The organism is Kitasatospora sp. MMS16-BH015 (genome assembly GCF_002943525.1).
In the GTDB taxonomy this organism is placed as follows: domain Bacteria; phylum Actinomycetota; class Actinomycetes; order Streptomycetales; family Streptomycetaceae; genus Kitasatospora.
Window position 1 is genome coordinate 7,420,471 of sequence record NZ_CP025394.1, and the last position, 24,944, is coordinate 7,445,414.

Annotated in this window: 25 protein-coding genes and 2 pseudogenes; 13 read left to right on the forward strand and 14 right to left on the reverse strand. The window is 72.0% G+C overall.

What is annotated here, in order from left to right; genetic code table 11:
- Positions 1-43: 43 nt before the first annotated feature.
- Positions 44-580 carry a DinB family protein gene (locus CFP65_RS31765; protein WP_104819413.1) on the forward strand — a complete coding sequence of 179 codons (537 nt, stop codon included), beginning with the start codon at positions 44-46 and terminating at the stop codon, positions 578-580.
- Between the two features lie 6 nt (positions 581-586).
- A pseudogene (locus tag CFP65_RS31770) lies at positions 587-865 on the forward strand (ADP-ribosylglycohydrolase family protein); the annotation flags it as partial.
- A 29-nt stretch (positions 866-894) separates the two neighbouring features.
- Here the strand turns inward: CFP65_RS31770 and CFP65_RS31775 are convergent.
- Together CFP65_RS31775 and CFP65_RS31780 are read right to left on the reverse strand one after the other, a co-directional pair.
- On the reverse strand, positions 895-1,188 hold the full coding sequence (locus tag CFP65_RS31775; protein ID WP_104819414.1) for a putative quinol monooxygenase: 294 nt from the start codon (positions 1,186-1,188) through the stop codon (positions 895-897).
- Between the two features lie 29 nt (positions 1,189-1,217).
- Positions 1,218-2,024: a helix-turn-helix domain-containing protein gene (locus tag CFP65_RS31780; RefSeq protein WP_158702453.1), complete on the reverse strand. Its 807-nt coding sequence runs from the start codon at positions 2,022-2,024 to the stop codon at positions 1,218-1,220.
- Positions 2,025-2,261: 237 nt separating this feature from the next.
- Here CFP65_RS31780 and CFP65_RS31785 point away from each other — a divergent pair, with 237 nt between their 5' ends.
- Entirely contained in the window at positions 2,262-2,465 is a 204-nt protein-coding gene (locus tag CFP65_RS31785; protein ID WP_045694210.1) for a cold-shock protein, read from the forward strand.
- Here the strand turns inward: CFP65_RS31785 and CFP65_RS31790 are convergent.
- The gene (locus tag CFP65_RS31790; RefSeq protein ID WP_104819416.1) at positions 2,416-3,318 is read right to left on the reverse strand and encodes a PhzF family phenazine biosynthesis protein; all 903 of its coding nucleotides are present in this window, start codon (positions 3,316-3,318) and stop codon (positions 2,416-2,418) included. The genes CFP65_RS31785 and CFP65_RS31790 overlap by 50 nt on opposite strands.
- Positions 3,319-3,489: 171 nt before the next feature.
- On the opposite strand from CFP65_RS31790, the gene CFP65_RS31795 reads away from it, so the two are divergent.
- Entirely contained in the window at positions 3,490-4,695 is a 1,206-nt protein-coding gene (locus CFP65_RS31795) for an acyltransferase (protein WP_104819417.1), read from the forward strand.
- A 6-nt stretch (positions 4,696-4,701) separates the two neighbouring features.
- Here CFP65_RS31795 and CFP65_RS31800 read toward each other — a convergent pair whose 3' ends face one another.
- Positions 4,702-5,190, reverse strand: coding sequence for a GNAT family N-acetyltransferase (locus CFP65_RS31800; RefSeq protein WP_104819418.1), 489 nt, complete (start codon positions 5,188-5,190; stop codon positions 4,702-4,704).
- 269 nt (positions 5,191-5,459) lie between these two features.
- On the opposite strand from CFP65_RS31800, the gene CFP65_RS31805 reads away from it, so the two are divergent.
- Positions 5,460-6,629, forward strand: a complete 1,170-nt coding sequence (locus tag CFP65_RS31805) for an alpha/beta hydrolase (protein WP_104819419.1) — start codon at positions 5,460-5,462, stop codon at positions 6,627-6,629.
- A 67-nt stretch (positions 6,630-6,696) separates the two neighbouring features.
- Here CFP65_RS31805 and CFP65_RS39345 read toward each other — a convergent pair whose 3' ends face one another.
- The 10 genes from CFP65_RS39345 to CFP65_RS31855 form a co-directional block, all read right to left on the reverse strand.
- Positions 6,697-7,695: a hypothetical protein gene (locus tag CFP65_RS39345; RefSeq protein ID WP_158702455.1), complete on the reverse strand. Its 999-nt coding sequence runs from the start codon at positions 7,693-7,695 to the stop codon at positions 6,697-6,699.
- Between the two features lie 27 nt (positions 7,696-7,722).
- Positions 7,723-8,232 (reverse strand): SigE family RNA polymerase sigma factor, encoded by a 510-nt coding sequence (locus CFP65_RS31815; protein WP_104819420.1) that lies wholly within the window; start codon positions 8,230-8,232, stop codon positions 7,723-7,725.
- 75 nt (positions 8,233-8,307) lie between these two features.
- Positions 8,308-9,723 carry an amino acid permease gene (locus tag CFP65_RS31820; RefSeq protein ID WP_104819421.1) on the reverse strand — a complete coding sequence of 472 codons (1,416 nt, stop codon included), beginning with the start codon at positions 9,721-9,723 and terminating at the stop codon, positions 8,308-8,310.
- A gap of 211 nt (positions 9,724-9,934) precedes the next feature.
- The gene (locus CFP65_RS31825; protein WP_104819422.1) at positions 9,935-11,317 is read right to left on the reverse strand and encodes an 8-oxoguanine deaminase; all 1,383 of its coding nucleotides are present in this window, start codon (positions 11,315-11,317) and stop codon (positions 9,935-9,937) included.
- A 120-nt stretch (positions 11,318-11,437) separates the two neighbouring features.
- A complete protein-coding gene (locus CFP65_RS31830) occupies positions 11,438-12,832 on the reverse strand; it encodes a nucleobase:cation symporter-2 family protein (protein WP_104819423.1) in 1,395 nt (464 codons plus the stop codon).
- A gap of 187 nt (positions 12,833-13,019) precedes the next feature.
- Positions 13,020-13,940 (reverse strand): factor-independent urate hydroxylase, encoded by a 921-nt coding sequence (gene pucL, locus CFP65_RS31835; protein WP_104819424.1) that lies wholly within the window; start codon positions 13,938-13,940, stop codon positions 13,020-13,022.
- Between the two features lie 28 nt (positions 13,941-13,968).
- Positions 13,969-14,304 carry a hydroxyisourate hydrolase gene (gene uraH, locus CFP65_RS31840; protein ID WP_104819425.1) on the reverse strand — a complete coding sequence of 112 codons (336 nt, stop codon included), beginning with the start codon at positions 14,302-14,304 and terminating at the stop codon, positions 13,969-13,971.
- A 48-nt stretch (positions 14,305-14,352) separates the two neighbouring features.
- Positions 14,353-14,871: a 2-oxo-4-hydroxy-4-carboxy-5-ureidoimidazoline decarboxylase gene (gene uraD, locus CFP65_RS31845; RefSeq protein WP_104819426.1), complete on the reverse strand. Its 519-nt coding sequence runs from the start codon at positions 14,869-14,871 to the stop codon at positions 14,353-14,355.
- Positions 14,872-15,064: 193 nt separating this feature from the next.
- A complete protein-coding gene (locus tag CFP65_RS31850; RefSeq protein WP_174805588.1) occupies positions 15,065-15,445 on the reverse strand; it encodes a helix-turn-helix domain-containing protein in 381 nt (126 codons plus the stop codon).
- Positions 15,442-15,720 (reverse strand): thiamine-binding protein, encoded by a 279-nt coding sequence (locus CFP65_RS31855; protein ID WP_174805672.1) that lies wholly within the window; start codon positions 15,718-15,720, stop codon positions 15,442-15,444. Before CFP65_RS31855 ends, CFP65_RS31850 begins: the two co-directional genes overlap by 4 nt.
- A 171-nt stretch (positions 15,721-15,891) precedes the next feature.
- Between CFP65_RS31855 and CFP65_RS31860 the strand changes: the two genes are divergently transcribed.
- The 8 genes and pseudogenes from CFP65_RS31860 to CFP65_RS31895 all read left to right on the forward strand — a co-directional run bounded on the left by CFP65_RS31860 (position 15,892) and on the right by CFP65_RS31895 (position 24,943).
- Complete coding sequence (locus tag CFP65_RS31860) at positions 15,892-16,758, forward strand: TIM barrel protein (RefSeq protein ID WP_104819428.1); 867 nt, start codon at positions 15,892-15,894, stop codon at positions 16,756-16,758.
- Between the two features lie 30 nt (positions 16,759-16,788).
- On the forward strand, positions 16,789-17,685 hold the full coding sequence (locus tag CFP65_RS31865; RefSeq protein ID WP_104819429.1) for a 2-hydroxy-3-oxopropionate reductase: 897 nt from the start codon (positions 16,789-16,791) through the stop codon (positions 17,683-17,685).
- A 404-nt stretch (positions 17,686-18,089) separates the two neighbouring features.
- Complete coding sequence (locus CFP65_RS31870) at positions 18,090-19,232, forward strand: glycerate kinase (protein ID WP_104819430.1); 1,143 nt, start codon at positions 18,090-18,092, stop codon at positions 19,230-19,232.
- Positions 19,233-19,393: 161 nt separating this feature from the next.
- Positions 19,394-20,734, forward strand: a complete 1,341-nt coding sequence (allB, locus tag CFP65_RS31875; protein ID WP_104819431.1) for an allantoinase AllB — start codon at positions 19,394-19,396, stop codon at positions 20,732-20,734.
- 13 nt (positions 20,735-20,747) lie between these two features.
- A pseudogene (gene alc, locus CFP65_RS31880) lies at positions 20,748-21,794 on the forward strand (allantoicase); the annotation flags it as partial.
- 255 nt (positions 21,795-22,049) lie between these two features.
- Positions 22,050-23,507 (forward strand): catalase, encoded by a 1,458-nt coding sequence (locus CFP65_RS31885; protein ID WP_104819433.1) that lies wholly within the window; start codon positions 22,050-22,052, stop codon positions 23,505-23,507.
- A 247-nt stretch (positions 23,508-23,754) separates the two neighbouring features.
- A complete protein-coding gene (locus CFP65_RS31890) occupies positions 23,755-24,534 on the forward strand; it encodes an IclR family transcriptional regulator (protein ID WP_104819434.1) in 780 nt (259 codons plus the stop codon).
- A 28-nt stretch (positions 24,535-24,562) separates the two neighbouring features.
- Positions 24,563-24,943: a VOC family protein gene (locus CFP65_RS31895; RefSeq protein WP_254552670.1), complete on the forward strand. Its 381-nt coding sequence runs from the start codon at positions 24,563-24,565 to the stop codon at positions 24,941-24,943.
- Position 24,944: the final 1 nt, after the last annotated feature.

The following is a 24,944-nucleotide window of genomic DNA, read 5'->3' on the forward strand; positions in this document are numbered from 1 at the left end:
AATCTGCTCGCCCCACCCCGGCCGGCCCCGGCAGGATGACCCGATGGACGATCATCAGCCCGTACCGGATCAGGCCGTACCGGACCAGCGCACCGAACCACCCCGCCTGGCCGGCGACCGCGAGTCCCTCGCCGCCTTCCTCCAGTACCAGCGAGACACCCTCGCCTGGAAGTGCGCCGGCCTGACGGAGGCCCAGCTCAAGCAACGGGCCGTCGCCCCTTCCGGCCTCTCCTTGCTCGGCCTGGTCCGCCACCTCGCCGAGGTCGAGCGCAGCGCCTTCCGCAACGTGATCGCCGGCGCCTCGGCCCCGGCCCACTGGCCCGGCCCCGAGCCCGGTTCCTTCGCCGAATTCGACGTGGACGGGGCCGACCCGGCCGAGGCCTTCCGCATCTGGCACCAGGAGTGCGACCGCTCCCGCGCCATCGTCGCCGCCGCCGACTCCCTCGACACCCCCGTCCACTGGCGCGACCAGGTCTTCACCCTCCGCTACCTCCTCACCCACATGATCGAGGAGTACGCCCGCCACAACGGCCACGCCGACCTGCTCCGCGAGTGCATCGACGGCACGACGGGGGAGTGACGGCAGATGGACCGAGGCGAGCGGGCGGTCGGCGCCGTGGTCGGCTCGGCGGTCGGGGACGCCCTGGGCGCCCCGTTCGAGTTCGGGCCGGCAGGGCAGTACTCGGCGCGCTTCCCGGACGGGCACGGCGAGCCGGCCGGGGGCGGCGGCTGGGATCCGGGGGAGGCGACCGACGACACGCAGATGGCGGTGCTGGTCGGCCAGTCGCTGGTCGAGTGCGGCGGGCTCGACCCGGCGGACCTCTTCGCCCGCTTCCGGCAGTGGGCGGCGGCCGAGCCCAAGGACCCAGCTGACCGGCCTGCCCGTCCGCGGGCTCAGCTGACGAAGCCGGTGACCACCTCGCTGAGGTCGACCTGGGGCTCGGCGGCCAGGAGTTCGGTGAAACGGGCCAGCAGGTCGGTCACGTAGAAGGACGCGAAGTGGGTCTCGCAGGCCTCCCGGTCGAGATAGCGCTCGGTGACCAGGAAGCGGCCGCCCGCTTGGCGGCCGACGGTGTAGGTCAGGACGCCCGGCTCCTCCCGGGTGCGTTCGGCTACCTCGGAGAGGGCCTCCTCGAGGGCCTCCTCCTGTCCGGCCCTGGCCTGTAGGACCGCCACCACCATCGTCATCGCTCTGCCCTTCCACTTGGTCGTCGGAGTCAGGGCCCAGCCTGGCCAGGGGCGGGCAGCTGCGGATAGTAGAAATGCGACAGGCCCTGCCCCAGTACGGCGGTCGGGCGCCGGCCGGTGAAGCTGCGGAACTCCCGGATGAAGTGGTTCTGGTCGTAGTAGCCCGCCGCCAACGCCTCGGGGAGGTACGTGCGTTGGTCGGCCAGCAGCAGGGCACGGGTGAGCCGCTGGAACCTGGCCAGCCGCTGGAACTCCTTCGGGCCCACCCCCACCGCCGCGGGGAAGGCCCGTTGCAGCCGCCGGGGCCCGACGCCGAGCCGCTCCGCCAACCGATCCACCCGCAGCCCACCGGGACGGCGGTACACCAGCTGTACCGCCGCGTCCACCCACGGGTCCACGGGCGGCCGTCGGGCGAGCAGCCCGGTGAGGAACCGGTCGAGCACGGCCACCCGCGCCCCCGCACCGCCCGCCAGCCCCACCTCCTCGACCAGCCGCCGCCCGTCCGGCCCCCACAACTCCGCCGCACTCACCACCCGGTCGGTCACCTCCACCACGCCCACGGGCAGGAAGTGCCGCAGCGCCCCGGCCCTGAACCGCACCGCCACCAACCCGACGGCCCCCGGCGCGCTCAGCTCCCACCGCGCGCGCCGCAGACAGACCAGATGCGCAGCAGGCAGGGCCTCGGCCAGCTCCACCCCACCACCCCAGTGCACCCACAGCTCCGCCCCCGTCCCGGGCAGCACCGCCGGCAACCCGCCACCCTCGCCCTCAGCCCACCAGTACCGCTCGACGAACGCCCGCAGCGCCGGCGCCGGTGAGGCGTGCTCGATCCGCATGCGCTTCCTCCGTCTCGTGACCTCACGGTCGAATCGGTCGAGGATGTCCGTCCGTTTCGGATCCGGGCCTGTTACAGTCGTTGTAGTTGCAGTAGTGGTTCCCATGAACTTCGTGTGCTCCTGCTGATGTATCGCAGGCATATTTTTGTTTCCCGGCTCGTCCCGGGTGGGTGCTCATCGCGGCGACTCGGAGCTCGCGCAGTGTGAGTTCCGGACAGCCTCTGAAGGAGATTTTTAATGGCTAATGGCACCGTGAAGTGGTTCAACTCGGAAAAGGGCTTCGGCTTCATCGAGCAGGAGGGTGGCGGCCCGGACGTCTTCGCCCACTACTCGAACATCAACGCCAACGGCTTCCGTGAGCTGCTCGAGGGCCAGAAGGTCGAGTTCGACGTCACGCAGGGCCAGAAGGGCCCGCAGGCGGAGAACATTCGCCCGCTGTAGTTCTTACTGCTGAAGGCACCCGCCTGGCAGCGAAGGGCCCGCACCGCGTATCCACGCGGTGCGGGCCCTTCGGCGTGTCCGCCACCCGGGCGGTGGCGGTGATGGTGGTGGGGGTGGCCGTGAGGGTGGCGGGGGCGGAGAGGGAGTCGCCCATCTGGACGGTGAGGGTGGGGAGGCCGAGGTGGGCGGCCAGGCAGGCGGTGCTGTTGGCGTTGGCGATGTCCTCCGGGACGCCGATGGCGGGGGCGAACATGCGGGCGGCGAGGTGGTGGCGGGGGTCGGGGGCGGTGTGGAGGTAGCACCCGAGCAGGCCCAGGCGGTGGGTGGCGGCGCCCAGCGCCGCGAAGTCGGGGGAGAGGGCGGCCAGTCGGGCGCGGGAGTGGAGGGGGAGCAGCAGGCGGGGGCGGCCGAGGGTGGCGAGGCGGGCGCCCGGGGCGAGGTCGGCGGGGGCGAGGCCGAGGGCGGCGAGGACCGGGGTGAGCTCGGCCGGGGTCGGCGGGCGGAGGGTGACCGGGCCGGGGGTGAACTCCACGGTGTGGTGGTCGCCTTGGCGGCGGACGCGGCTGCCGGGCAGCGACCGGTGCCCCGGCCGGGTGGCGAGCCAGGCGAGGGCGGCGACGGTGCCGTGGCCGCAGGCGGGGAGTTCGCCGGCGGTGGTGAAGAACCGCAGCCGGGCGGTGGCCGGTTCGACGAAGACGGCGTGCGAGGTGCCGGCGAGGGCGGGGACGCGGCGCCGCTGCTCGTCGGTGAGGGACGGATCCTCGGGCAGCACGGCCGTCGGGCTGCCGCCGCGACCCTCGCGCAGACAGGCGTGCACCAGGGTCACGGACGGGCCGGAGGCGGAGGCGGGCATGCGGCCAGCGTAGGGCGAACGGGTGCAAGAGGCGTGACGGATGTGGGAGGAGGGGGTGAAGGGGCTGGGGAGGTGAACATCTCCTGGTAATGGAATATGACTTCGGCAAAATCGGACCGGATGTGACGGCTGCTCACTACGGTGACGGCCAGTCGGATTCGGAGGCCGAACATGAGCAATGTCGTACCAGCCGGTGGGCCGTGGGGCCCCTCGGCGGGAGTGCTGTCAGCAGGCAGGTCCGTCCGGGCGGCGCTGTCGTCGAGGCTCACGCCGCGGCGGGGGCGGCCCGGGCCGGTGCCCGCGGGTGGGCGGCTGCCCTCGCTGTCGGGGGCCAGGGTGCCGGCCGCGATCCTGGTCTTCGGGTTCCACATGCAGATCGCCGGGCTCTACGCCAAGGGCTCGGCGGCGGACGCCACTTCGGCCGAGCTCTTCGAGCACGGCACGATGCGGGTCTCGTTCTTCTTCCTGCTGAGCGGCTTCGTGCTGGCCTGGGCGGCCCGGCCGGGCGAGGCCAAGCGGCGGACCTGGCGCAAGCGGGCGGCCCGGGTGTTCCCGATCCATGCCGTCACCGCGCTGGTCGCGCTGGCCGGTGCGGCGGGCGCCTCGGCGGCAGCGGGGGCCCATTCGCTGGGAGTGGTGCTGCCGGGGCTGTTCCTGGTGCAGTCCTGGGTGCCGGACCAGCGGGTCTACTTCGGGCTGAACACCGTCTCCTGGTCGCTCTCCTGCGAGGCGTTCTTCTACCTGGTCTTCCCGTTCGCGATGCGGGCCCTGACCCGGCTGGACCCGCGCCGGCTCTGGCCGGCGGCGGCCGCGCTGGTGGCCGTGGTCTGGTCGCTACCGGTGCTCACCAGCGGCTGGTCGCAGCCGCTGGCCTACTGGTTCATCTACGTCTTCCCGCCGGTCCGGGCGCTGGAGTTCGTGCTCGGGATGGTGATGGCGCAGATCGTGCGGCAGGGCCGCTGGGTGCGGCTGCCGGTCTGGGTGCCGACCGTCACGGTGCTCGCCGTCTACCTCGGGGTCGGCTACCTGCCCGTCCGGATCGGGTACGTGGCTGCCGCGCTCGTCCCGCTGGCGCTGCTGGTGCCGGCCCTGGCCCAGGCCGACCTGGACGGTCGGCGCTGGATCTGGGCCCACCCGAGGATGGTCTGGCTGGGCGAGCTGACCTTCGCCTTCTACCTGGTGCACCAGCTGGTCATCCGGTTCACCCTCAAGCTGCTGCACGTGCCGCCCACCGGCACCGTCGGCTGGGACACCGCGCACTCGGCGACCGTGGAGCTGGCGGCGCTGCTCTGCGCCTTCACGGCCGCCCTGCTGCTGAACCGGGGCGTGGAGCTCCCGCTCAACGACCGGCTGCGCGGCAGGGCGGCCCCTGCGTAGCGGCGGTCACGGGAGCCGGAGGCACCAGTCGTTGGACTGCTTGAACGAGCCCTTGGGGTACTCGAACTCGACCACGCCGAGCAGGGTGAAGCCGGCCTTGCCGGCCACGGCGTTGGAGGCGGGGTGGTCGACGCCGGGGTAGGCGTGCAGCGGGCGGTGCAGGCCACGGCTGCGGAGGTGGTCGACGAGGGCGGTGACGGCGAGGGTGGCCAGGCCGCGGCCCTGGTGGGCGGGCAGGACGCCCCAGCCGAGCTCGTAGACGTCCTCGCCCTGCCAGTGGCGGTGCCAGTAGCCGACCGAGCCGACGGTCTCCGCGCCCTGGTGGACGGTGAACATCCGCCCCACGGTCTCGTCCGTCATCGCGACGTACCGCTCCTGGCGGGCCAGCACCTGCTCCCGGGTCTCCGGGCCACCGAGGTGCTCGGTCATCTCGGGCAGGTTCTTGGCCTCCAGGACCCACAGGTCCCCCGCCGACCAGGGCTTCAGTTCCAGCATCCCGCCGCTCCTCCCGTGACTGTCACGTCCCGGGACTCTGCCAGCAGCGGGGCCGTAGTGACAAACGATTACCCGCTGCTCGGCAGGCGCCTGGGCCGCCCGCCCGGCGGTGGCGAACATCCGGGCCCGGTGGCGGCGGGTGGGGGCCGCCTCAGGGGTGTCCACCGAGCGGAGTACATCCCCGGGTGGAGGGGTGCTAACCCCGGGGGTGGAGGTGGTCGTCCGCTGAGGTGATGTCAGGAATACGGCTGTTCCTTAGCGTTGGGGGCATGAAGACGAACATGGTGCGACGCGCCGCAGCCGCCGCTGTCCTGGCCCTGATCCTCCCGCTGCCCCTGGTCGTGGCCGGCGCCGCCCAGGCGGCCGAGGCCGCGCAGCCGAAGAGCTCCGCCACCGCCGCCCCCTCCACCCAGCTGCCGAAGCCGACCGGGCCGTACGCCGTCGGCCGCCAGATCCTGCACCTGACCGACACCGCCCGGACGGACCCGTGGGTGCCCGCCGCCGGGGCACGGCAGCTGATGGTGTCGATGTACTACCCGGCCCGGCCGGGCACCGGCGGGCCGGCGCCGTACATGACCGATGCCGCCGAGAAGGCGATGATCACCTTCAAGGCGCCGGGGTACCCGGTGGACCCGCTGCCGCAGGTGGGCACCTGGTCGCACACCGACGCCCGCCCGGTGGGCGGGAAGTACCCGCTGGTGCTGCTCTCGCCCGGCTTCACCATGCCGCGCACCGAGATCAGCGGCCTGGCCGAGGACCTGGCCAGCCGGGGGTACGTGGTGGCGCTGGTCGACCACACCTACGAGAACTCGGGCACCACCTTCCCGGACGGGCAGACCCTGACCTGTGCGATCTGCGACGCCCCGCCGCCCGGCGGCCCGGCCGTGATCGAGCAGAGCCGGGCCAAGGACATGTCCTTCGTGCTGGACGAGCTGACCGGCCCGGGCAAGCGGGCCTGGGGCTACGCCCACCTGATCGACGCCAAGCGGATCGGCATGGCCGGCCACTCGATCGGCGGCGCTGCCACCGTGAGCACGATGGCGGCCGACCAGCGGGTGCGGGCCGGGGTCAACCTGGACGGCACGATGTTCGACCCGGTGCCCGCCGCCGGGTTGGGCGGGCGGCCGTTCCTGCTGATGGGCCACCCCAGCGACCTCGGTGAGGACCCGAGCTGGACGGACGGCTGGGCGCACCTGGACGGCTGGAAGCGGTGGATCACCTTCGCCGGCTCCAACCACAGCTCCTTCACCGACGTGCCGCGCCTGGCCGAGGTGCTCGGGGTGCCCAACCCGCCCGGCACCACGCTCTCCACGGCCCGTGGCGAGCAGCTGACCCGCACCTACGTCGGCGCCTTCTTCGACGAGCAGCTGAAGGGCGAGGCGGAGCCCGTCCTGGACGGCCCGTCGGCGGCCGACCCCGAGGTCAGCTTCCACTCCTGAGGCGGGCGCTTGGGAGGGGCGGAGCAGCGCAGGGGAGTGCTCCGCCCCGAGGGCGGCCCCGCCAAGGTCAGTCGATCACGCAATCGGCCGGCTTCACGTCCTCGGGGCAGGGGAAGCGGGGCACGGACGGTGCGAAGGCCAGGCCCGCGTCCACCACCGACTGCGGCACCTTGAGCTGCCACTGCGGGCTCTTGACGATCGCCTCCCAGCCGTCCAGGCCGAGCGGCGGCCGGTCGCGGGTGACGGTGATGGCCGGGCCGGTCTGGCCTGGGTGGTTCTGGTCGAGGGTGGCGTTGGCGGCGATGACCGAGACCGTGACGCCGTCCGCCCGGTAGAGGTCGACCCGCTCGTCGTAGAGGCCGACGACATCGGTGCCCGTCACCGTCGACATCAGCTTGCTGCCGTCGGGCAGGGTACTGGACCGGCAGGTCGGGGCCTCGTACCCCGGCTTGCGCGGGCCCTCGTCCCCGAGGGCCGTCCAGCCGGTGCAGTCGGTGCGCGGCTGGAACTGCGAGCCGCTCGCCCCGGGGGAGGGGTGGCCCTGGCCGTTCTTGAGCACGGGGATCCTGGTCGGTTCGACCATGACCATCAGGGTCGAGGCGCCGCCACCGTCGTCGTACTGGAGCTCCAGGTAGCCGCCGCCGAGCTGGGCGCGGAACTTGATCGCGTACGGGTCGAGGTTGAAGAGCCTTCCCCCGGCGGGCAGTTGGCCGTGCAGGATGCCGAGCATCGCCTGCCAGCTGAGGCGCGCCGTGGCGGGCTCGGTGGGTGTCGGGGTCGGCGTCGGGGTGGGTGTCGGCCGCATGGAGGCGGTGGCCGCGGAGGTGCCGGTGGCGGCCGGGGCGGTGGTGGTGCTCGGCCGGCCGTGGCCGGTGGTCAGTACGGCGGCGGTGCTCAGCACGGCGGCCACCGCCACCGCCGCGCCGGCCGCCCGGCCGGCCCGGCGCAGGCGGCGCTTGCGCAGGCCCGTCCGGCCGCCCTCGGCGACCAGGGTCTCCACCGAGGGGTGGAGGTCCTCGGCGCCGGCGGTGAGCAGCCGGCTCAGTTCCTGTTCGAATTCGTCCATGGGGGTGCCCCCTTCCTCCGCTGCCGGTCAGTCCCGGAGCAGGAGCTCGCTCTCGGATCCCAGCACTTCGCGCAGCTTGGCCAGCGAGCGCACGCTGAGGCTTCTGACGGCGTTCGGAGTGGCTCCCAGGGCCTCGGCGGTGGCCTCGACGCTGTAGTCCTCCAGGTACCGGAGCACCACCACGGCCCGGTTGCGCGGCGGCAGCTGCCGCAGCGCCGCGACCAGGGTGAGCCGCAGCTCGCTGGCGGTGACCGGCTCGGCCACCCGCTCGGGCAGCTGAGCCACCGTCAGCTCGCCGGAGCGGCGGAGCCGACGGTGGCTCAGGTAGGTGCGGAGCAGTGCCTTGCGGGCGTACGCGTCCAGGTGCTCGACCTGGCCCTGGCGGCGGAGCCGGGGCCAGACCGCGAACAGGTTGCCGAGGGTGGTCTGCACGAGGTCGTGGGCCTGGTGCCAGTCCCCGCAGGTCAGGTAGGCGACCTGGAAGAGCTTCCGGGCCCGCGAGGAGGCGAACTCCTCGAAGGTCGGCACCTCTGACATACGTTCCCCCTGTGTCCGGTCAGCTGATCCGATCAGCCGTCACAGGTAGGAGACGCACCGTCAGCGGAGGATGTGTCACCCGGATTTGCCGAGATCCACGGGAGTGGCCGCCTGGCGCCGGCGGCCGACCACCCAGGAGGCGACCAGGGCCACGGCGGCGGCCACCAGGGAGAGGGCCATCTGCTCGCGGCCGTCGTGGTCGGTGCACATGTAGATCATCACGAAGGCGATCAGGCCGATGGTGGCCCAGGTCAGGTAGGGGTAGAGCCACATCCGCACGGTCAGCCGCTCGGGGGTCTCCCGCTCCAGCACCCGGCGCAGCTTCAGCTGGGAGCAGCAGATCACCAGCCAGACGAAGAGGGCCACCGCGCCGGAGGAGTTGAGCAGGAACTGGAAGACGGTGTCCGGCCACTGGTAGTTGAAGAAGACCGCGAGGAAGCCGAAGGCCACCGAGGAGAGGATGGCGATGCGGGGCACGCCGCGATCGGTGACGGTGGCGAAGGCGCGCGGGGCGTCGCCGCGGCGGCCGAGCGAGAAGGCCATCCGGGAGGCGGTGTACATCCCGGAGTTGAGGCAGGAGAGCACGGCGGTCAGCACGATGACGTTCATCAGCTGGGCGGCGCCGGGGATGCCGACGTGGTCGAGCACGGCCACGTACGGGCTGGCCTTGACCTCGGCGGAGTCCCAGGGCAGCAGGGTGACCACCAGCAGGATCGAGCCCAGGTAGAAGATGCCGATCCGCCAGATCACGCTGTTGGTGGCCTTGGTGACGGCCCGCTCGGGGTCGGCGGATTCGCCGGCGGCCAGGGTGACGATCTCGCTGCCCATGAAGGCGAAGACCACGGTCAGCATGCCGGTGAAGACGGCGCCCACCCCGTGCGGCAGGAAGCCGCCGTGGCCGGTGAGGTTGGTGGCGCCGACGGCGTGGGTGCCGGGCAGCAGGCCGAAGACGGCCAGCGCGCCGATCACCAGGAAGGCGGCGATGGCGACCACCTTGATGCCGGCGAACCAGAACTCGAACTCGCCGTAGGAGGCGACCGAGAAGAGGTTGGTGGCGGTCAGCACGGCCATCACCAGCAGGGCGAAGGCCCACTGCGGCACGCCGGGCAGCCAGCCGTGCAGGATCTTGGCCCCGGCGGTGGCCTCGACGGCGAGCACCACGACCCAGAAGAACCAGTACAGCCAGCCGATGGTGAAGCCGGCCCAGCGGCCGAAGGCGCGGTCGGCGTAGGCGGAGAAGGAGCCGGACTGCGGGTCGGCCGCGGCCATCTCGCCGAGCATCCGCATCACCATGACGACCAGCACCCCGGCCAGCAGGTAGGAGAGCAGGATGCCCGGACCGGTGGAGGCGATGCCCGCGCCGGAGCCGACGAACAGGCCGGCGCCGATCACGCCGCCGATGGCGATCATCGAGAGGTGGCGGTTCTTCAGCCCGGCCTGGAGCTGGGCACCCTCGGCCGGAGGTGCACTGGTGGGGGGTTCGGTCTTCATGCTCATGCGGAGCAGGTAACCCGGATTGCCACCGATATGTAACCCCATGGCCGATTTCAAGAGCTTCTTTTGAGGGTTACCCGTCAGTATGGACACAGAGTGACAGCCCCGGACTCTCGCCGTGAGTCCGGGGCTGCCCTCCGCCCCCGGTGAGCGGGGGCGGAGTCCGGGTGGCGCGTCGTCCCTGACGCGGCCCGGAGTCTTCGGCCGGTCACCCGCGGGCGGCGAGCTCCTTGGCGGCCTTGGCGCAGGCCTGGGCGATCCGGTCCTCGTTGACGGTGGTCAGCTGGCCCTTCTCGACCACCGGGTTGCCGTTGACCAGCAGCAGGGCCAGCGGCGGGAGGGCGCCGAGGGTGAGGGCGGCCACCGGGTCGGCGATCGAGGAGTGCATGATGCCGTCGATCTTCCAGAGCGCCAGGTCGGCGAGCTTGCCCACCTCGATCGAGCCGATCTCGTTCTGCCGGCCGAGCACCCGGGCGCCGCCCATGGTGCCCAGGCGCAGCGAGGAGCGGGCGGTCAGCGCGTCCGGGCGGCCGTGCAGGCGGTTGATCAGCAGCGCGTTGCGCAGCTCGGTGCCCAGCTCGCCGCTCTCGTTGGAGGCGGTGCCGTCCACGCCGAGGCCCACCGGTACGCCGGCCTTGAGCATGTCCGGCACGCGGGCGATGCCGGCCGCCAGACGGGCGTTGGAGGAGGGGCAGTGGGCGACACCGGTGCCGGTCTCGGCGAACTTGGCGATGTCGGAGTCGTTCATGTGGACGCAGTGCGCCATCCAGACATCCTCGCCCAGCCAGCCGGTGGACTCGAAGTAGTCGGTCGGGCCCATGCCGAAGAGCTCCTTGCAGAACTGCTCCTCCTCGGCCGTCTCCGAGCCGTGGGTGTGCAGCCGGACGCCCTTGCGGCGGGCGAGGAGGGCGGCCTCGCGCATCAGCTCGGTGGAGACCGAGAAGGGCGAGCAGGGGGCGATGGCGATCTGCAGCATCGAGTCGAAGGAGGAGTCGTGGTACCGGTCCACGGCCGCCTCGGAGGCGATCAGGATGTCCTCGGTCTTCTCCACCGCGTGGTCCGGCGGCAGGCCGCCGTCCTTCTTGCTGCGGTCCATCGAGCCGCGCAGCGCGGTGAAGCGCATGCCGAGCTCCTGGACGGCCTCGATCTCGGCGCCGAGGATGTCGCCGCCGTCCTTGGGGAAGACGTAGTGGTGGTCGCTCGCGGTGGTACAGCCGGACTTGAGCAGCGCGGCGGTGGAGCCCTGGGCGGCGGCGTGCACCAGCTTGTCGTCGATCCGGGCCCAGGTCGGGTAGAGCGCGACCAGCCAGTCGAAGAGGATGTTGTCCTGGGCCAGCCCACGGGTGATCCACTGGTAGAAGTGGTGGTGGGTGTTGACCAGGCCGGGGGTCACCAGGTGGCCCTCGCCGTTGATCCGGCGCACCACGTTGTCCAGCCACTGCGGGGCCGGGCCGTTGCCGACCGACTCGATCTTGTTGCCGAGCACGACCACGTGGCCGCGGGCGTACTCGGTGTCGTTCGCGTCGACCGTCGCGATGGCGACGTTCTCGATCACGATCCGCTGGTCGGCGGGCGGGGGCTGGACTGCCATGGTGTGACTCCTATGGGGGAGAGAGGTGTCGCGCGCAGCGCGTCGTACAAGGGTGGCGGCGGGCGACGGGTGGGCCGCCAGGGAGCGCGCATTGAGCGGAGCGCGCTCCCTGACAACCGGTCAGGACGGTGTCGCCGTTGGCACCGTCGAGCTCGGTGCCGTTCCGGTTGGGGACCGGCGGGCGGCACCGACGTGGTGGAACAGCAGGTTGAGCAGGACCGCCGTCACGCAGCCGGCCGAGATCCCCGAGTGCATCAGGGTCCGGACGGTCTCCGGGAAGGCGTTGTAGAAGTCGGGGGCGGCGATCGGGATGATGCCGACCCCGAGCGAGACGGAGACCAGGATGGTGTTGCCGCCGGACTCCATCCCGGCCTCGGCGAGGGTGCGAATGCCGCTGGCCGCGACCGTGCCGAAGAGCACGATCCCGGCCCCGCCCAGGACGGGCTGCGGCACCAGCGAGACCAGCGACCCGAGCACCGGGAAGAGGCCCAGCAGGATCAGGATGCCGCCACCGGCCGCCACCACGTACCTGCTGCGGATGCGTGTCAGCGCCACCAGCCCGATGTTCTGGGCGAAGGCACTGCAGGCGAAGCCGTTGAAGACCGGGCTGAGCGCGGTGGCCAGCCCGTCGGCCCGCAGACCCGCCGTCAGCACCCGCTCGTCCGCCTCGCGTTCGACGATCCGGCCGAGCGCCAGCATGTCGGCGGTGGACTCGGTCATCGAGACCACCATGACGATGCAGAAGGAGGCGATCGCACCGGCGTCGAACATCGGGGCGCCGAAGTGGAACGGGGACGGGAGCGCGAACACCTCCGCGTCCCGCACCGCCCCGAAGTCGGCCAGGCCGAGCGGGAAGGCGAGCAGGGTGCCCAGGGCCAGGCCGACCAGCAGCGCGAGCTGCTGCCAGAAGCCGCGGAGCAGCCTGTTGCAGAGCACCACCGCGACCAGGGTGAACGCGGCGAGGCCGACGGCCCGGACGGAGCCGAAGCCCGGAGCGGTGGGTGCGCCACCACGGGCCCAGTTGACCGCGACCGGCAGCAGGGACACCCCGATGAGGGTGATCACGGTGCCCTGCACGACGGGCGGGAAGAACCGGATGAGCCTGGAGAAGTACGGTGCCGCGAGGAGACACAGGACCCCCGCGACGATCACGGCGCCGAAGATCACCGGGAGGGCGGTCTTCGGTCCGTGCTCCTTGGCGATGGCGAGCATCGGGGCGACCCCGGCGAACGACACGCCGTTGACGAAGGGGAGCTTGGCGCCTATCCGCCAGAGCCCCAGCGTCTGGAGCAGGGTGGCCAGGCCCGCGGTGAACAGGCTGGCCGAGATGAGCAGGGCGAGTTCGGTGGGGGAGAGCCCCACGCCGGCGCCGACGATGAGCGGGGGAGCGACGACTCCCGCGTACATCGCGGCGACGTGCTGCAGACCGGTGCTGACGAGCTTCACCGGGGGCAGCAACTCGTCCACGGGATGGATGGAACCGCCGTCAGGCTTACGGGTAGAGCGCAGTGCCATGTCGAGCTCCTCTTGTGCTCGTGGCTCCGGCGCGCCCGTGGCGCTGGAGATCCCGGGGGCGGGGACGGCGGTGCAGAGGTCCCCCGGGGGGTTCCTCCAGCTCCCCGGGCCGGCCGTGCCGTGAGCACGATCTCCGGAAGGTGGGGGATGGAGAAACGGGTGGAGCGGGTGCGGCCGTGGGCAGGGGTCAGGCGACCGGGATGACCGGGGTGACGCCCTCGCGGTGCACGGTGCCCTCGATCAGGCCGTACATGCGGTCCGCCGCGTAGTACACCTCGTTGTCGTTCTCCAGCCCGAAGGGGGAGAGGTCGACGAGGAAGTGGTGCTTGTTCGGGAGCTCCAGGCGGACCTCGTCCACCTCGGCCCGGTTGTTCAGCACCCGGGTGCCCATCGCGTGCAGGGTCTGCTGCAGCGAGTAGGAGTAGGTCTCGGCGAAGGCCTCCAGGAGGTGGCGCTTCACGTGCTGGTAGGAGCGGTTCCAGTTCGGCTGGGCCTCGCCGTCACGGCCGCTGAAGCCGTACTTCCAACGGGCCGTCACCTGGGTGGCCAGGATCCGGTCGTACGCCTCCTGGAGGGTGGTGTACTTGTCCTTGATGTAGCCCCAGAACTCCGAGTTGGTGGAGTTCATCACGACCAGGTCCTTCAGGCCCGAGACGACCTGCACGTTCGTGCCGTCGTAGACGATCTCGCTGGTGCGGGTCTCCTGGCCGGTGCGGACGAAGGAGTGGCCGACCTCCTCCGAGCCGATGAAGCGCGCGCTGCTGTCGGGCGTGCGGATCCGGTCCCAGGAGTACTCCTCGATCCGGATCCGGGCGCTGTGCACCACGCCGCGCTCGGTGTCGTCCACGAAGTGGCGGGCCAGCAGGATGCCGAAGGCCTCCGCCGACTCGATGCCGTACTCCTTGGCGAAGGCGTACACGGTGTTCTTGGTGGTGTCGGTGGGCAGGCAGTTGGCGTTCGACCCGGTGAGGTGCACGTCCTCGAACTCGCCCTGGAGCGAGACCGAGACGTTGAGGTCTTTGATCTCGTGGCGGGTCGAGTCGCGGTAGACGCGGACGATGCGGTTCTCCGCCTTGCCGTACTGGTTCTGACCGAGCACGTGGGCCATGGCTGGCTCCTAAAGCTGTCGAGCGGTCTTAGCTTCCGCGGTAGACCGAGTAGCCGAACGGGTTGAGCAGCAACGGCACGTGGTAGTGGTGCTGCGCGGGCGCGACCGTGAAGACGATCGAGACCTCGGGGAAGAACGGCGCCTCTTCGGACTTGCGCGCGTAGTAGGCCGCGGTGTCGAAGAGGAGCCGGACGACCGAGCCCGCCTCCACGGCCGGCAGGTCCTTGGCCCGGCCGTCGGAGTCCGTGGCGGAGGTGCCGAGCACCTGCCAGCCACCCTCGGTGTGCAGTCCGAGCTCGACCGGCACACCCTCGGCCGGGCGGCCGAGGCTGGTGTCGAGCACGTGCGTGGAGATGCCAGTCATGGGTGAAGTGACCTTACTGATGGCAGGGGTGACGCTTGCTCAGGGAGCTCAGCCCTCGTCGAGCAGGCGGTTGATGCGGATGTCGTTGATCTTGCGCAGCTCGCCCCGGACGATCTCCGCCTCGGTGGCGGCGTCGTTCGGGTACCGCTCCTGGAGCGAGGCGAGCATGGTGCCGGCCGTGCGGCCGGTGGCGCAGATCAGGAAGACGTGGCCGAACTTCGCCTCGTAGGCGGCGTTCGCCTCGGCCAGGTCGGCCAGGAGAGCGGAGCTCACTCCCTGGATGCCGGCCTGTTCGCGCTCGGAGGTGGCGTCGCCCGCCTTGGGCGTGCCGATCCGGGCGTGCCCGGCCATGGCGTCGGCCAGGTCGGCGGTGGAGAGCGAGGCCATCGCGGCCTCGTTCGCCGCGAGCAGTGCCGCCCGGTCGGCCCAGGGTCGGGCACCGGCGACGGCCGTCGCCCAGCTGGGGCTGGAGCAGATCTCCAGCAGGGTCTCCGTCAGGTCGGCGGCGGGAGCCGCCGCCAGGGCCTCGAGGGCCGCCTGGGGAGACGAATGGGGGTGGTTGGCCACGGGTGGACCTCCTGAAGAGTGGTGCCACCCGCAAAAGCTAGATCGACCACCCCCGGCCGTCAACAGTTTGTTGAACGGTTGGTTGTTACGTTTTGAGTCAACCCCGCTGACCGGCCGTTTTCGTGTGTGATTCGCCAAATGTGCCCGAAGAGTCCGTCAGGACAGACTGGGCACCACCGGCGGGGCCGCCCGCTCAGCCGGACTTCGACCCGTCCTGGCGGTTCAGATAGTTGTACACCGTGAACCGGCTGACGCCGAGGGCCGAAGCCACCGTCTCGACTCCGTGTCGGACGGTGAACGCGCCGCGCTCCTCCAGGAGCGCGACCACGCGCTGCTTCTCCCACCGGTCCAGCTCGGTCAGCGGCCGACCCTCGAACTGCCGGGTCATCTCCGCCAGCAGGCGGTCCAGGGCGCTGCTGAGGTGCGGGAGGCGGACGGCTATCGCCGGGGCGCCCTCCCACTCCAGCACCACGTCCTCGGGGCGGGCCTCCGCCACCGGGAGCGGGGTCGCGCCGACCGCGTCGAGCAGCGGCTTCATCGCTGCGGCGAGCGGGTGCTCCAGGTACTCGCTCACTGCTTATCCACTCCTTCGGGCCCGTCCGGGCGCACCTCGTCGGCCTTCTCGTCGAGGACGCTCACCTGGACGGAGATCCGGGTCGCCCCGGCGGCCAGGGTCTCGTGCAGCAGCTTGGACACCGCCGCCAGGATCTGCTCGGCCTCGCCCTCGGCGCCCGTGCCGAACGGGCCGACGGCGACGGCCAGGCCGGCCTCGTCGACGACCCGCTGCGCGGCCACCGCGTGCTCGGGGAACGTGTCCAGCTCGAACGGTTCTGTCGTGAACTCCACCATCAATCGCACTCGCTCACTGTAGCGAGAGCTCCCACCAGGGCGTTCCGCGCCGTACTCGTTTCAACAGATTGTTGCAGCGGCCTTGACACTCGATCGAGTGGCGGAGCAAGCTTCCACCAGACAGAATCTCGCTTCCGGATCGTGGAAGTGGGATCGTCGAAAGAGTGAAAGGTGACGCACGTGAGTGCCGCTTCCCAGCACAGCTACACGGTCAACCTGTCGATCCTGTTCAGTGAGCTCCCGCTCCTGGAGCGGCCCGCCGCCGCCGCGGCCGCCGGGTTCACCGCCGCCGAGCTGTGGTGGCCCTTCGGGGAGAACCACACCCCCTCGCAGGCCGAGCTGGACGAGCTCCGCAAGGCCTTCACCGACGCGGGCGTGCAGCTCACCGGGCTCAACTTCCTGGACGACCTGAGCAAGGGCCAGCGCGGTACGGTCTCCGTGCCCAGCCAGCGCGAGCGCTTCCGCGAGAACATCGCGGTGACGGTCTCGCTCGCCGAGTCCCTCGGCACCAAGGCGCTCAACGCGCTCTACGGCAACCGGGTGGCCGGGGTCGACCCGGCCGAGCAGGACGAGCTCGCCCTGGAGAACCTGACGCTGGCCGCCCAGGCCGCGCACTCCATCGGCGCGATCCTGCTGGTCGAGGCGCTGAATCGGCCCGAGTCCCCGGACTACCCGCTGGTCTCGGCCGCCGCCGCCGTCGAGGTGGTGGACAGGGTCAACGCCGCCACCGGCCTCGGGAACGCCAAGTTCCTCTGCGACCTCTACCACCTGTCGATGAACGGCGAGGACCTGGCCGCCGTGATCGACACCTACGCCGACCGCTTCGGCCACGTGCAGATCGCCGACAACCCGGGCCGCAACGAGCCGGGCACCGGCTCGCTCGACTTCGAGGACCTCTTCGCCCGCCTGACGGCCGCGGGCTACGGCAAGGCGGGCGGCTCCGCCGCTGGGGGCCGCATCGGCCTGGAGTACCGCCCCGCCGGCGGCGTCAGCGCCGACAGCTTCGAGTGGCTCCCGCGCGACCTCCGCGCCAACTGATCATTTTTTAGACCCTAAGGACGTAACGCGATGAGCGACTCCCGCAAGATTGCCTTCATCGGCCTCGGCATCATGGGCAGCCCGATGGCCGCCAACCTGGTCAAGGCCGGCCACCACGTGACCGGCTTCAACCTGCAGCAGGCCGCGATCGACGCCCTGGTGGCGGCCGGCGGCCACGGCGCGACCTCGATCGCCGACGCGGTCAAGGACGCCGAGGTGGTCATCACGATGGTGCCCGCCGACCCGCAGGTCGAGCAGGTCATCCTCGGCGAGGGCGGTGTCCTGGAGAACGCCAAGCCGGGCACCCTGGTGATCGACATGTCGAGCATCACCCCGCAGACCTCGATCAAGGTCGCCAAGGCCGCCAAGGAGAAGGGCATCCGCACCGTGGACGCCCCCGTCTCCGGCGGCGAGGCCGGCGCCGTCGAGGCCGTCCTCTCGATCATGGTCGGTGCCGACGACGCGGCCGACTTCGCCGAGGCGAAGCCGCTGTTCGACGCGCTCGGCACCACCGTCATCCACGTCGGCCCGGCCGGTGCCGGCCAGACCGTGAAGGCGGCCAACCAGCTGATCGTGGCCGTCAACATCCAGGTGCTGGCCGAGGCCGTGGTCTTCCTGGAGAACGCGGGCGTCGACCTGCCGGCCGCGCTCGACGTGCTCGGCGGCGGCCTGGCCGGTTCGACCGTGCTGAACCGCAAGAAGGCCAACATGATCGACCGCCAGTTCGCCCCGGGCTTCCGGATCGACCTGCACCACAAGGACATGGGCATCGTCACCGACGCCGCCCGCGCGGTCGGCGCCGCCCTGCCGGTCGGCGCCGTGGTGGCCCAGCTGGTCGCCTCCGCCCGCGCCAACGGCGACGGCTCGCTCGACCACTCCGCGCTGCTGCGCGGCGTCGAGCGCCTCTCGGGCCGCGAGGTCAAGTAACCCGGTAGCTCCTCCTGGTGGCGTGTACCTGTCCGGTCGTGCCCGCGCCACCAGGAGGGTAGTTCCGGCAGGCGGGGCGGGCTGAGGGCTCATAACGCCCACCCGCCTGCCGTCCCAAACCGGCGACGCGCGCAACCCTCCCGGGGGCACTTCGGTCGTGCCGCGAGCGTCGCCCGGCCCCCTCCCTCGCCGAGGGGAGCCCCTCGTACGTCGGAAGCGGGACGAGGGGAACGGCGGGGAGGGGGTCGCACCCCTGACTCTTGAGGGATGGTTCACCACCGGGGGCGCGGGGAACCGCGCGACCAGCCCGCGACGAAGGTGCACGGTTGCGCGCGCCGTTCCTCGCATCCCTGATGTGGTTAGCCGACTGCACACGTTCTCCGATCCGAAATGAGGCCCACGCCATGCCCGCCACCCCCACCCAGGGTCATGTCGTCGTCGCCCCCGACAAGTTCAAGGGCACGCTGGAGGGCGCGGAGGTCGCCGCCCACCTCGCCGCGGGGATCCGCCGGGTGCTGCCCGGTGTCGAGATCCGCGAGCTGCCGGTCGCCGACGGCGGCGAGGGCACGCTGGCGGCCGCGCTGGCGGCGGGCTTCCGCCGGGTGCCGGTGAAGGTGGCCGGGCCGACCGGTCTGCCGGTGGACGCCGCGATCGCCGTCCGGGACGAGATCGCCGTGGTCGAGCTCGCCCAGGCCAGCGGCCTGGCCCGGCTCCCCGGCGGTCGGACCTCGCCGCTCGGCGCCGGCTCCTACGGGGTCGGCCAGCTGATCGCCCGGGCGGTCGCGCAGGGCGCGAAGACCGTGGTGATCGGCCTCGGCGGCTCGGCCTGCACGGACGGCGGCGCGGGCATGGTCCAGGCGCTGGGCGTGGGGCTGTACGACGCCGAGGGCGTCGAGCTCGGGCCCGGCGGCGGCGCGCTGCGCAGGCTGGACCGCCTCGACCTCGGCTCGCTGGCCGACGGCCTGGCGGGGGTGGAGGTCGTGGTCGCCTGCGACGTGGACAACCCCCTGCTCGGCCCGCGCGGCGCCGCCGCGGTGTACGGCCCGCAGAAGGGCGCGGACGAGGAGGACCTGGTCGTCCTGGAGGAGGGCCTGACCCGGTTCGCGGACGTGGTCCGCGAGGTGACCGGTCGGGACGTCCGGGAGGCCCCGGGCGCTGGAGCGGCGGGCGGAGTGGGCTTCGCGGCCCTCGCCCTGCTCGGCGCCACCATGCGACCCGGCATCGAGCTGCTGCTCGAGCTGCTGGGTTTCGACGAGGCCGTGCGTGGGGCACGCCTCGTCGTGACCGGCGAAGGCTGCCTGGATGCTCAGACGCTCCATGGCAAGGCACCCGCCGGGGTTGCCGCGGCGGCCACTCGGGCGGGGGTTCGGGTGGCCGCTGTGGCAGGGCGGCTGGAGCTGTCCGAGAGCCAGTGGCGGGCGGCCGGCTTCACCGCCGCGTACGCCCTGACCGACCTGGCCGAACAGCCCGGCGACAGCATGACCAGGGCCGGCGAGCTCGCGGAGGTGGCCGGCGAACGTCTGGCGACCGACCTGCTGAAGCCCTGACCGGTCGTACGTTCCTCCATTGACGTTTTGTTGAAGGCGGGCCTAGGCTCCGAGCAATCGCAGCTCCGATCGGATCATCAGATCGGCTCAACTGTCGTACCGGCAGCGCCTGCCCGCCCTCAGCGACCCCCACCCTTCTTGACTTCCCGGAGGTCCCCCAGATGTCCCCCAGCCAGGTGGTGCGCTCCCGCCGCGTGGTCCTCCCCGAGGGAGAGCGCCCCGCCGACGTCCTGATCCGGGACGGCAAGATCGCCGCCGTCGGCGAGTACGGCTCGCTGAGCGCCGACACCGTCACCGAGCTCGGCGACACCGCCCTGCTGCCCGGCCTGGTCGACACCCACGTGCACGTCAACGAGCCCGGCCGCACCGAGTGGGAGGGCTTCGCCACCGCCACCAAGGCGGCCGCCGCCGGCGGGGTCACCACGATCATCGACATGCCGCTCAACTCGGTGCCGCCCACCACGACCGTGGACGGGCTGGCCGCCAAGCGGAAGACCGCCGAGGGCCAGGCCTGGGTCGACCTCGGCTTCTGGGGCGGCGCGATCCCGGGCAACGTGCCGGATCTCGCGCCGCTGCACGAGGCCGGCGTGTTCGGCTTCAAGAGCTTCCTCGCCCCCTCCGGGGTGGACGAGTTCCCGCACGTGGAGCAGGCCGACCTGGAGCTGGCCCTGGCCGAGCAGGCCCGGATCGGCGCCCTGGCGATCATCCACGCCGAGGACCCGGCCGTGCTCGAGGCCGCCCCGCAGACCCCCGGCGTGCACTACCGCGACTTCCTCGCCTCCCGCCCGGACGACGCCGAGGCGGCCGCCGTGGCCCGGCTGCTCGACACGGCCCGCCGCACCGGCGCCCGGGTGCACATCCTGCACGTCTCCTCCGCCGCCGTGCTGCCGCTGCTGCGCCAGGCCCGAGAGGACGGCGTGCAGGTGACGGCCGAGACCTGCCCGCACTACCTCACCCTCGCGGCCGAGGAGGTGCCGGACGGCGACACCGCCTTCAAGTGCTGCCCGCCGATCCGCGACGAATCCAACCGCGACCGGCTCTGGGCGGCCCTGGCGGCCGGCGAGTTCATCGCGGTGGTCTCCGACCACTCGCCCTCCACCCCCGACCTCAAGCTCCTCCAGCGCTACGGCGGCAGCGGCGACTTCGCCGCCGCCTGGGGCGGGATCGCCTCGCTGCAGCTCGGCCTGCCGGCCATCTGGACCGAGGCCCGGCGACGCGGCCACTCGCTCGCCGAGGTGGTCCGCTGGATGTCTTCCGGGCCCGCCTCGCTGGTCGGCCTGACCGGCACCAAGGGCGCGATCGCCGTCGGCTGCGACGCCGACCTGGTCGCCTTCGACCCGGACGCCGACTTCGCGGTGCACGCCGAGGAGCTGCACCACCGCAACCCCGTCACCCCGTACGCGGGCAAGACGCTGAGTGGCGCCGTCCGCACCACCTGGCTGCGCGGCCGGGTCGTGGACGTGGCCGCCGCGCCCTTCGGCCGCCAGATCACCCGTTCCTAGGAGAGAGACGCAGATGAGCACCAGTCAGAACCCGAGCGCTCCCTTCACCGAGCTGGTCGACCTGGCCTCGCGGCTGCTGGGCGCCGGCGTGGTCGCCACCAACGAGGACACCTTCGCCGACGCGGAGAACCTGCTGGTGGCCAAGCCCGCCGAGTTCCGCCCGCACACCTTCGGCCACAAGGGCCAGATCATGGACGGCTGGGAGAGCAAGCGCCGCCGCGGCGTGAGCGCCGAGCAGCCGCACCCCACCGACGAGGACCACGACTGGGCGATCGTCCGCCTCGGCGTCCCGGGCGTGATCCGGGGCGTGATCGTGGACACCGCGCACTTCACCGGCAACTACCCCGAGACCGGCTCCGTCCAGGGCGCCTCGATCCCGGGCATCCCCTCGGTGGAGGAGCTGGCGGCCGCCGACTGGGTCGACCTCGTCCCGCGCACCGCGCTCCAGGGCAACACCGCCCACGAGTTCGCCGTCGCCGACGAGACCCGCTACACCCACGTCCGGCTGAACATCTGGCCCGACGGCGGCGTGGCCCGCCTGCGCGTGCACGGCGAGGTGCTTCCCGACCCGCGCGACCTGGACGGCCTCACCTTCGACCTGGCCGCCCAGGAGTACGGCGGCGTGGCCGAGGCCGCCTCGGACCGCTACTTCTCCTCCCCGCACAACCTGAACGCTCCCGGCCGAGCCTCCGTCATGGGCGAGGGCTGGGAGACCCGGCGTCGGCGCGACAAGGCCAACGACTGGGTACAGATCGCCCTGGCCGGGGGCGGCGAGGTCCTGGCCGCCGAGGTGGACACCACCCACTTCGTCGCCAACGCCCCCGGCTGGGCCGACCTGGTCGGCTTCGACGCCTCCGACGGCGCGGACCCGGCCGAGGGGGAGTGGTTCGAGCTGCTGCCGCGCACCCGCCTCCAGCCCGACACCCGCCACCGCCTGCGCCTCGCCGGCGGCCGCCCCGTCACCCACGTGCGGATCAACGTCTACCCCGACGGCGGCCTGGCCCGCCTGCGGCTGACCGGCAGGCTCACCGAGGCCGGCCGCGCCGCCCTCGCCCTGCGCTGGTTCAACGCCCTGCCGGCCGCCGAGGCTTCGACCGCTCTGGTCGAGGCCGGTCTCCTCCAGGCCGAGGCCGCCGCGCTGACCGCCGCCCGCCCGCTCGCGGACGCCGCCGCGACCACCACCGCCGTCGCCGCGCTCCACCCGGCCGACGGCCCGGACGGCGAGCACACCTCCCGCCGCCGCTCCGCCGTCTGGCGCCTGCTTGGCGTCTGACGCCTCGTCACTTCCTCGCACCGCTGCTACTGAAGGACCCCCATGTCGAAGATCCTGACCACCGAGTCCGGCGCCCCGATCGCCGACAACCAGAACTCGGCCTCGGCCGGCGAGTACGGCCCGCTGCTTATCCAGGACCAGCAGCTCATCGAGAAGCTGGCCCGCTTCAACCGCGAGCGAATCCCGGAGCGCGTCGTGCACGCCCGCGGCTCCGGCGCTTACGGCTACTTCGAGGTCACCGACGAGGTCTCGCAGTACACCAAGGCCGACTTCCTCTCCGCCGTGGGCAAGCGCACCGAGGTCTTCCTCCGCTTCTCCACCGTCGCGGGTGCCCTCGGCTCCTCGGACGCGGTGCGCGACCCGCGCGGCTTCGCGCTGAAGTTCTACACCGCTCAGGGCAACTACGACCTGGTCGGCAACAACACCCCGGTGTTCTTCATCAAGGACCCGATCAAGTTCCCCGACTTCATCCACTCGCAGAAGCGCGACCCGTTCACCGGCGTGCAGGAGGCGGACAACGTCTGGGACTTCTGGGCCCACTCGCCCGCCTCCACCCACCAGATCACCTGGCTCTTCGGCGACCGCGGCATCCCGGCCTCGTACCGCCACATGAACGGCTACGGCTCGCACACCTACCAGTGGGTCAACGAGGCCGGCGAGGCGTTCTGGGTGAAGTACCACTTCAAGACCAACCAGGGCATCCGCTCGCTGGACGGCTCGCAGTCGGCCGAGGTGCTCGGCGCCGACGCCGACAGCCACCAGCGCGACCTGCACCAGGCGATCGAGCGGGGCGTCTTCCCGTCCTGGACGCTCTACGTGCAGCTGATGCCGGTGGCCGAGGCGGCCACCTACCGCTTCAACCCGTTCGACCTCACCAAGGTCTGGCCGCACGCCGACTACCCGCTGGTCAAGGTCGGCCGCCTGGTGCTCAACAAGAACCCCGACAACGTCTTCGCCGAGGTGGAGCAGTCGGCCTTCTCGCCGAACAACTTCGTGCCCGGCATCGGCGCCTCCCCGGACAAGATGCTCCAGGGCCGGCTCTTCGCCTACGCGGACGCCCAGCGCTACCGTCTCGGTGTCAACCACACCCAGCTGGCCGTCAACGCCCCCCGGGCCACCTCGGCGGACAACTACGGCCAGGACGGCTTCTCCGCCGTCAACAACGGCCGCCGCAAGAACTACGAGCCGAACTCCTACGACGGCCCGACCCAGACGGACGAGGCGCTGGCCGCCCCGACCCGCCTGGACGGCTACACCGGCACCTACACCACCCCGGCGCACTCGAAGGACGACGACTTCTTCCAGGCCGGTGAGCTCTACCGCCTGATGTCGGAGGGCGAGCAGGAGCGCCTGATCAACAACATCGCGGGCTTCCTCTCGCGGGTCTCCCGCGAGGACGTGATCGAGAAGAACCTCGCGCACTTCCACGCCGCCGACCCGACCTACGGCGCCCGCCTGGCCGCCGCCGTCGCCAAGCTCCGCGCGGGCGACGAGGGCTGAGCTTCCTGACCCACCCTCACCGGACGGGCCGTTCCCCCAGGGCAGTGGGGAGCGGCCCGTCCTCCTTTCCGTGCCTCTCTCGCCCGCGGGGCCCCCGGTGGCATATGCCATCTGACAGAGCCTCGGGAAAGGGGTCAATTACCCGCGAGACGGACGTGCGACGGGCCCACCATGGCTAGGCTGGAACGTGTCCGCCGGGTGGTACCCGCCTGCGGCACGTGCACCACGCTCCTTGGAAGGGGTCGCCATGTCGGCACAGCGTCGAGGCAGTCGGGCCACGCTGGCACCGGGCGGCCGGGGCCCGTACGCGGTGCTCCAGCGGGCCCTGCGGCTACTGGAGGCCGTCGACCGGCACCCCGCGGGCGTCTCGCTCGGGGCGCTGGCCCGGGAGCTCTCGCTGCCGCTGACCACGGTGCAGGAGCTGGCCGAGGTGCTGGAGACCGAGGGCTACCTGGGGTACCAGGACGGCGAATGGGTGCTGGGCGGCACCTTCTCGCTGCTCGGCCGGCAGAACCGCGAGGACCTGCTCCGGTCCCGCTTGGAGCGCCAACTCCTGGACTTGCGGGACGAATTGGGTGCGGCGGTGTACTTCAGCCGGTACCACGAGGGCGAGCTCTCGGTGGAGGCGGTGGCCGCCTCAGAGGAGGCCCCGGCGGTGCACGAGTGGGTCGACTTCCGGGCCACCGCGCACGCCAGCGCGATCGGCAAGTGCCTGCTCAGCCAGCTCGACCACGACGGCCGCCGCGACCACCTCGCCCGGCACCCGATCGCCCGGCTCACCGCCCGCACCATCACCGACCCCGAGCAGCTGATGCACCGTCTGGAGCGCCAGCCCTCCACCGTCCCGGTGCTCGACCTCCAGGAGTACTCGCTGGGCACCGTCTGCGCCGCCGTCCCGGTCACGGCCGGCTCCACCGTCGGCTGCCTGGCCACCTCGCTGCCGGTCAGCCAGGTGCACCGGCTGCGCGCCGCCGCCGAGCTGCTCGCCGACCGCGCCGCACCGCTGATGGTGGCGATGGCCGTCTGAGGCGGCCCGCCGTGCCATCATCCCGACCATGAGATCCCGTACCGCCGGCATGTGGTGGGGCCCGGCCCTGGAGGCCCCAGACCCGGCCGAGCTCGCCCGGTTCTACCACCAGCTGCTCGAGTGGCCGATCGTGCACGAGGAGCCCGGCACCTCCGTGCTCGGCGCCCCCGGCGGCGCCTTCCTGGTCTGCCAGCAGGCCGCCGGCTACCAGCGCCCGGTCTGGCCGCCCGTCCCCGGCGCCCAACGCCCCATGATGCACTTCGACTTCCAGGTCGGCGACCTCGCCGAGGCCACCGCCGAGGCCCTCGCCCTCGGCGCCACCCTGGCCGAGCACCAGCCGCAGGACCACGTCCGGGTGCTCCTCGACCCGGCCGGCCACCCGTTCTGCCTCTGCCTCGACCAGGGCTGAC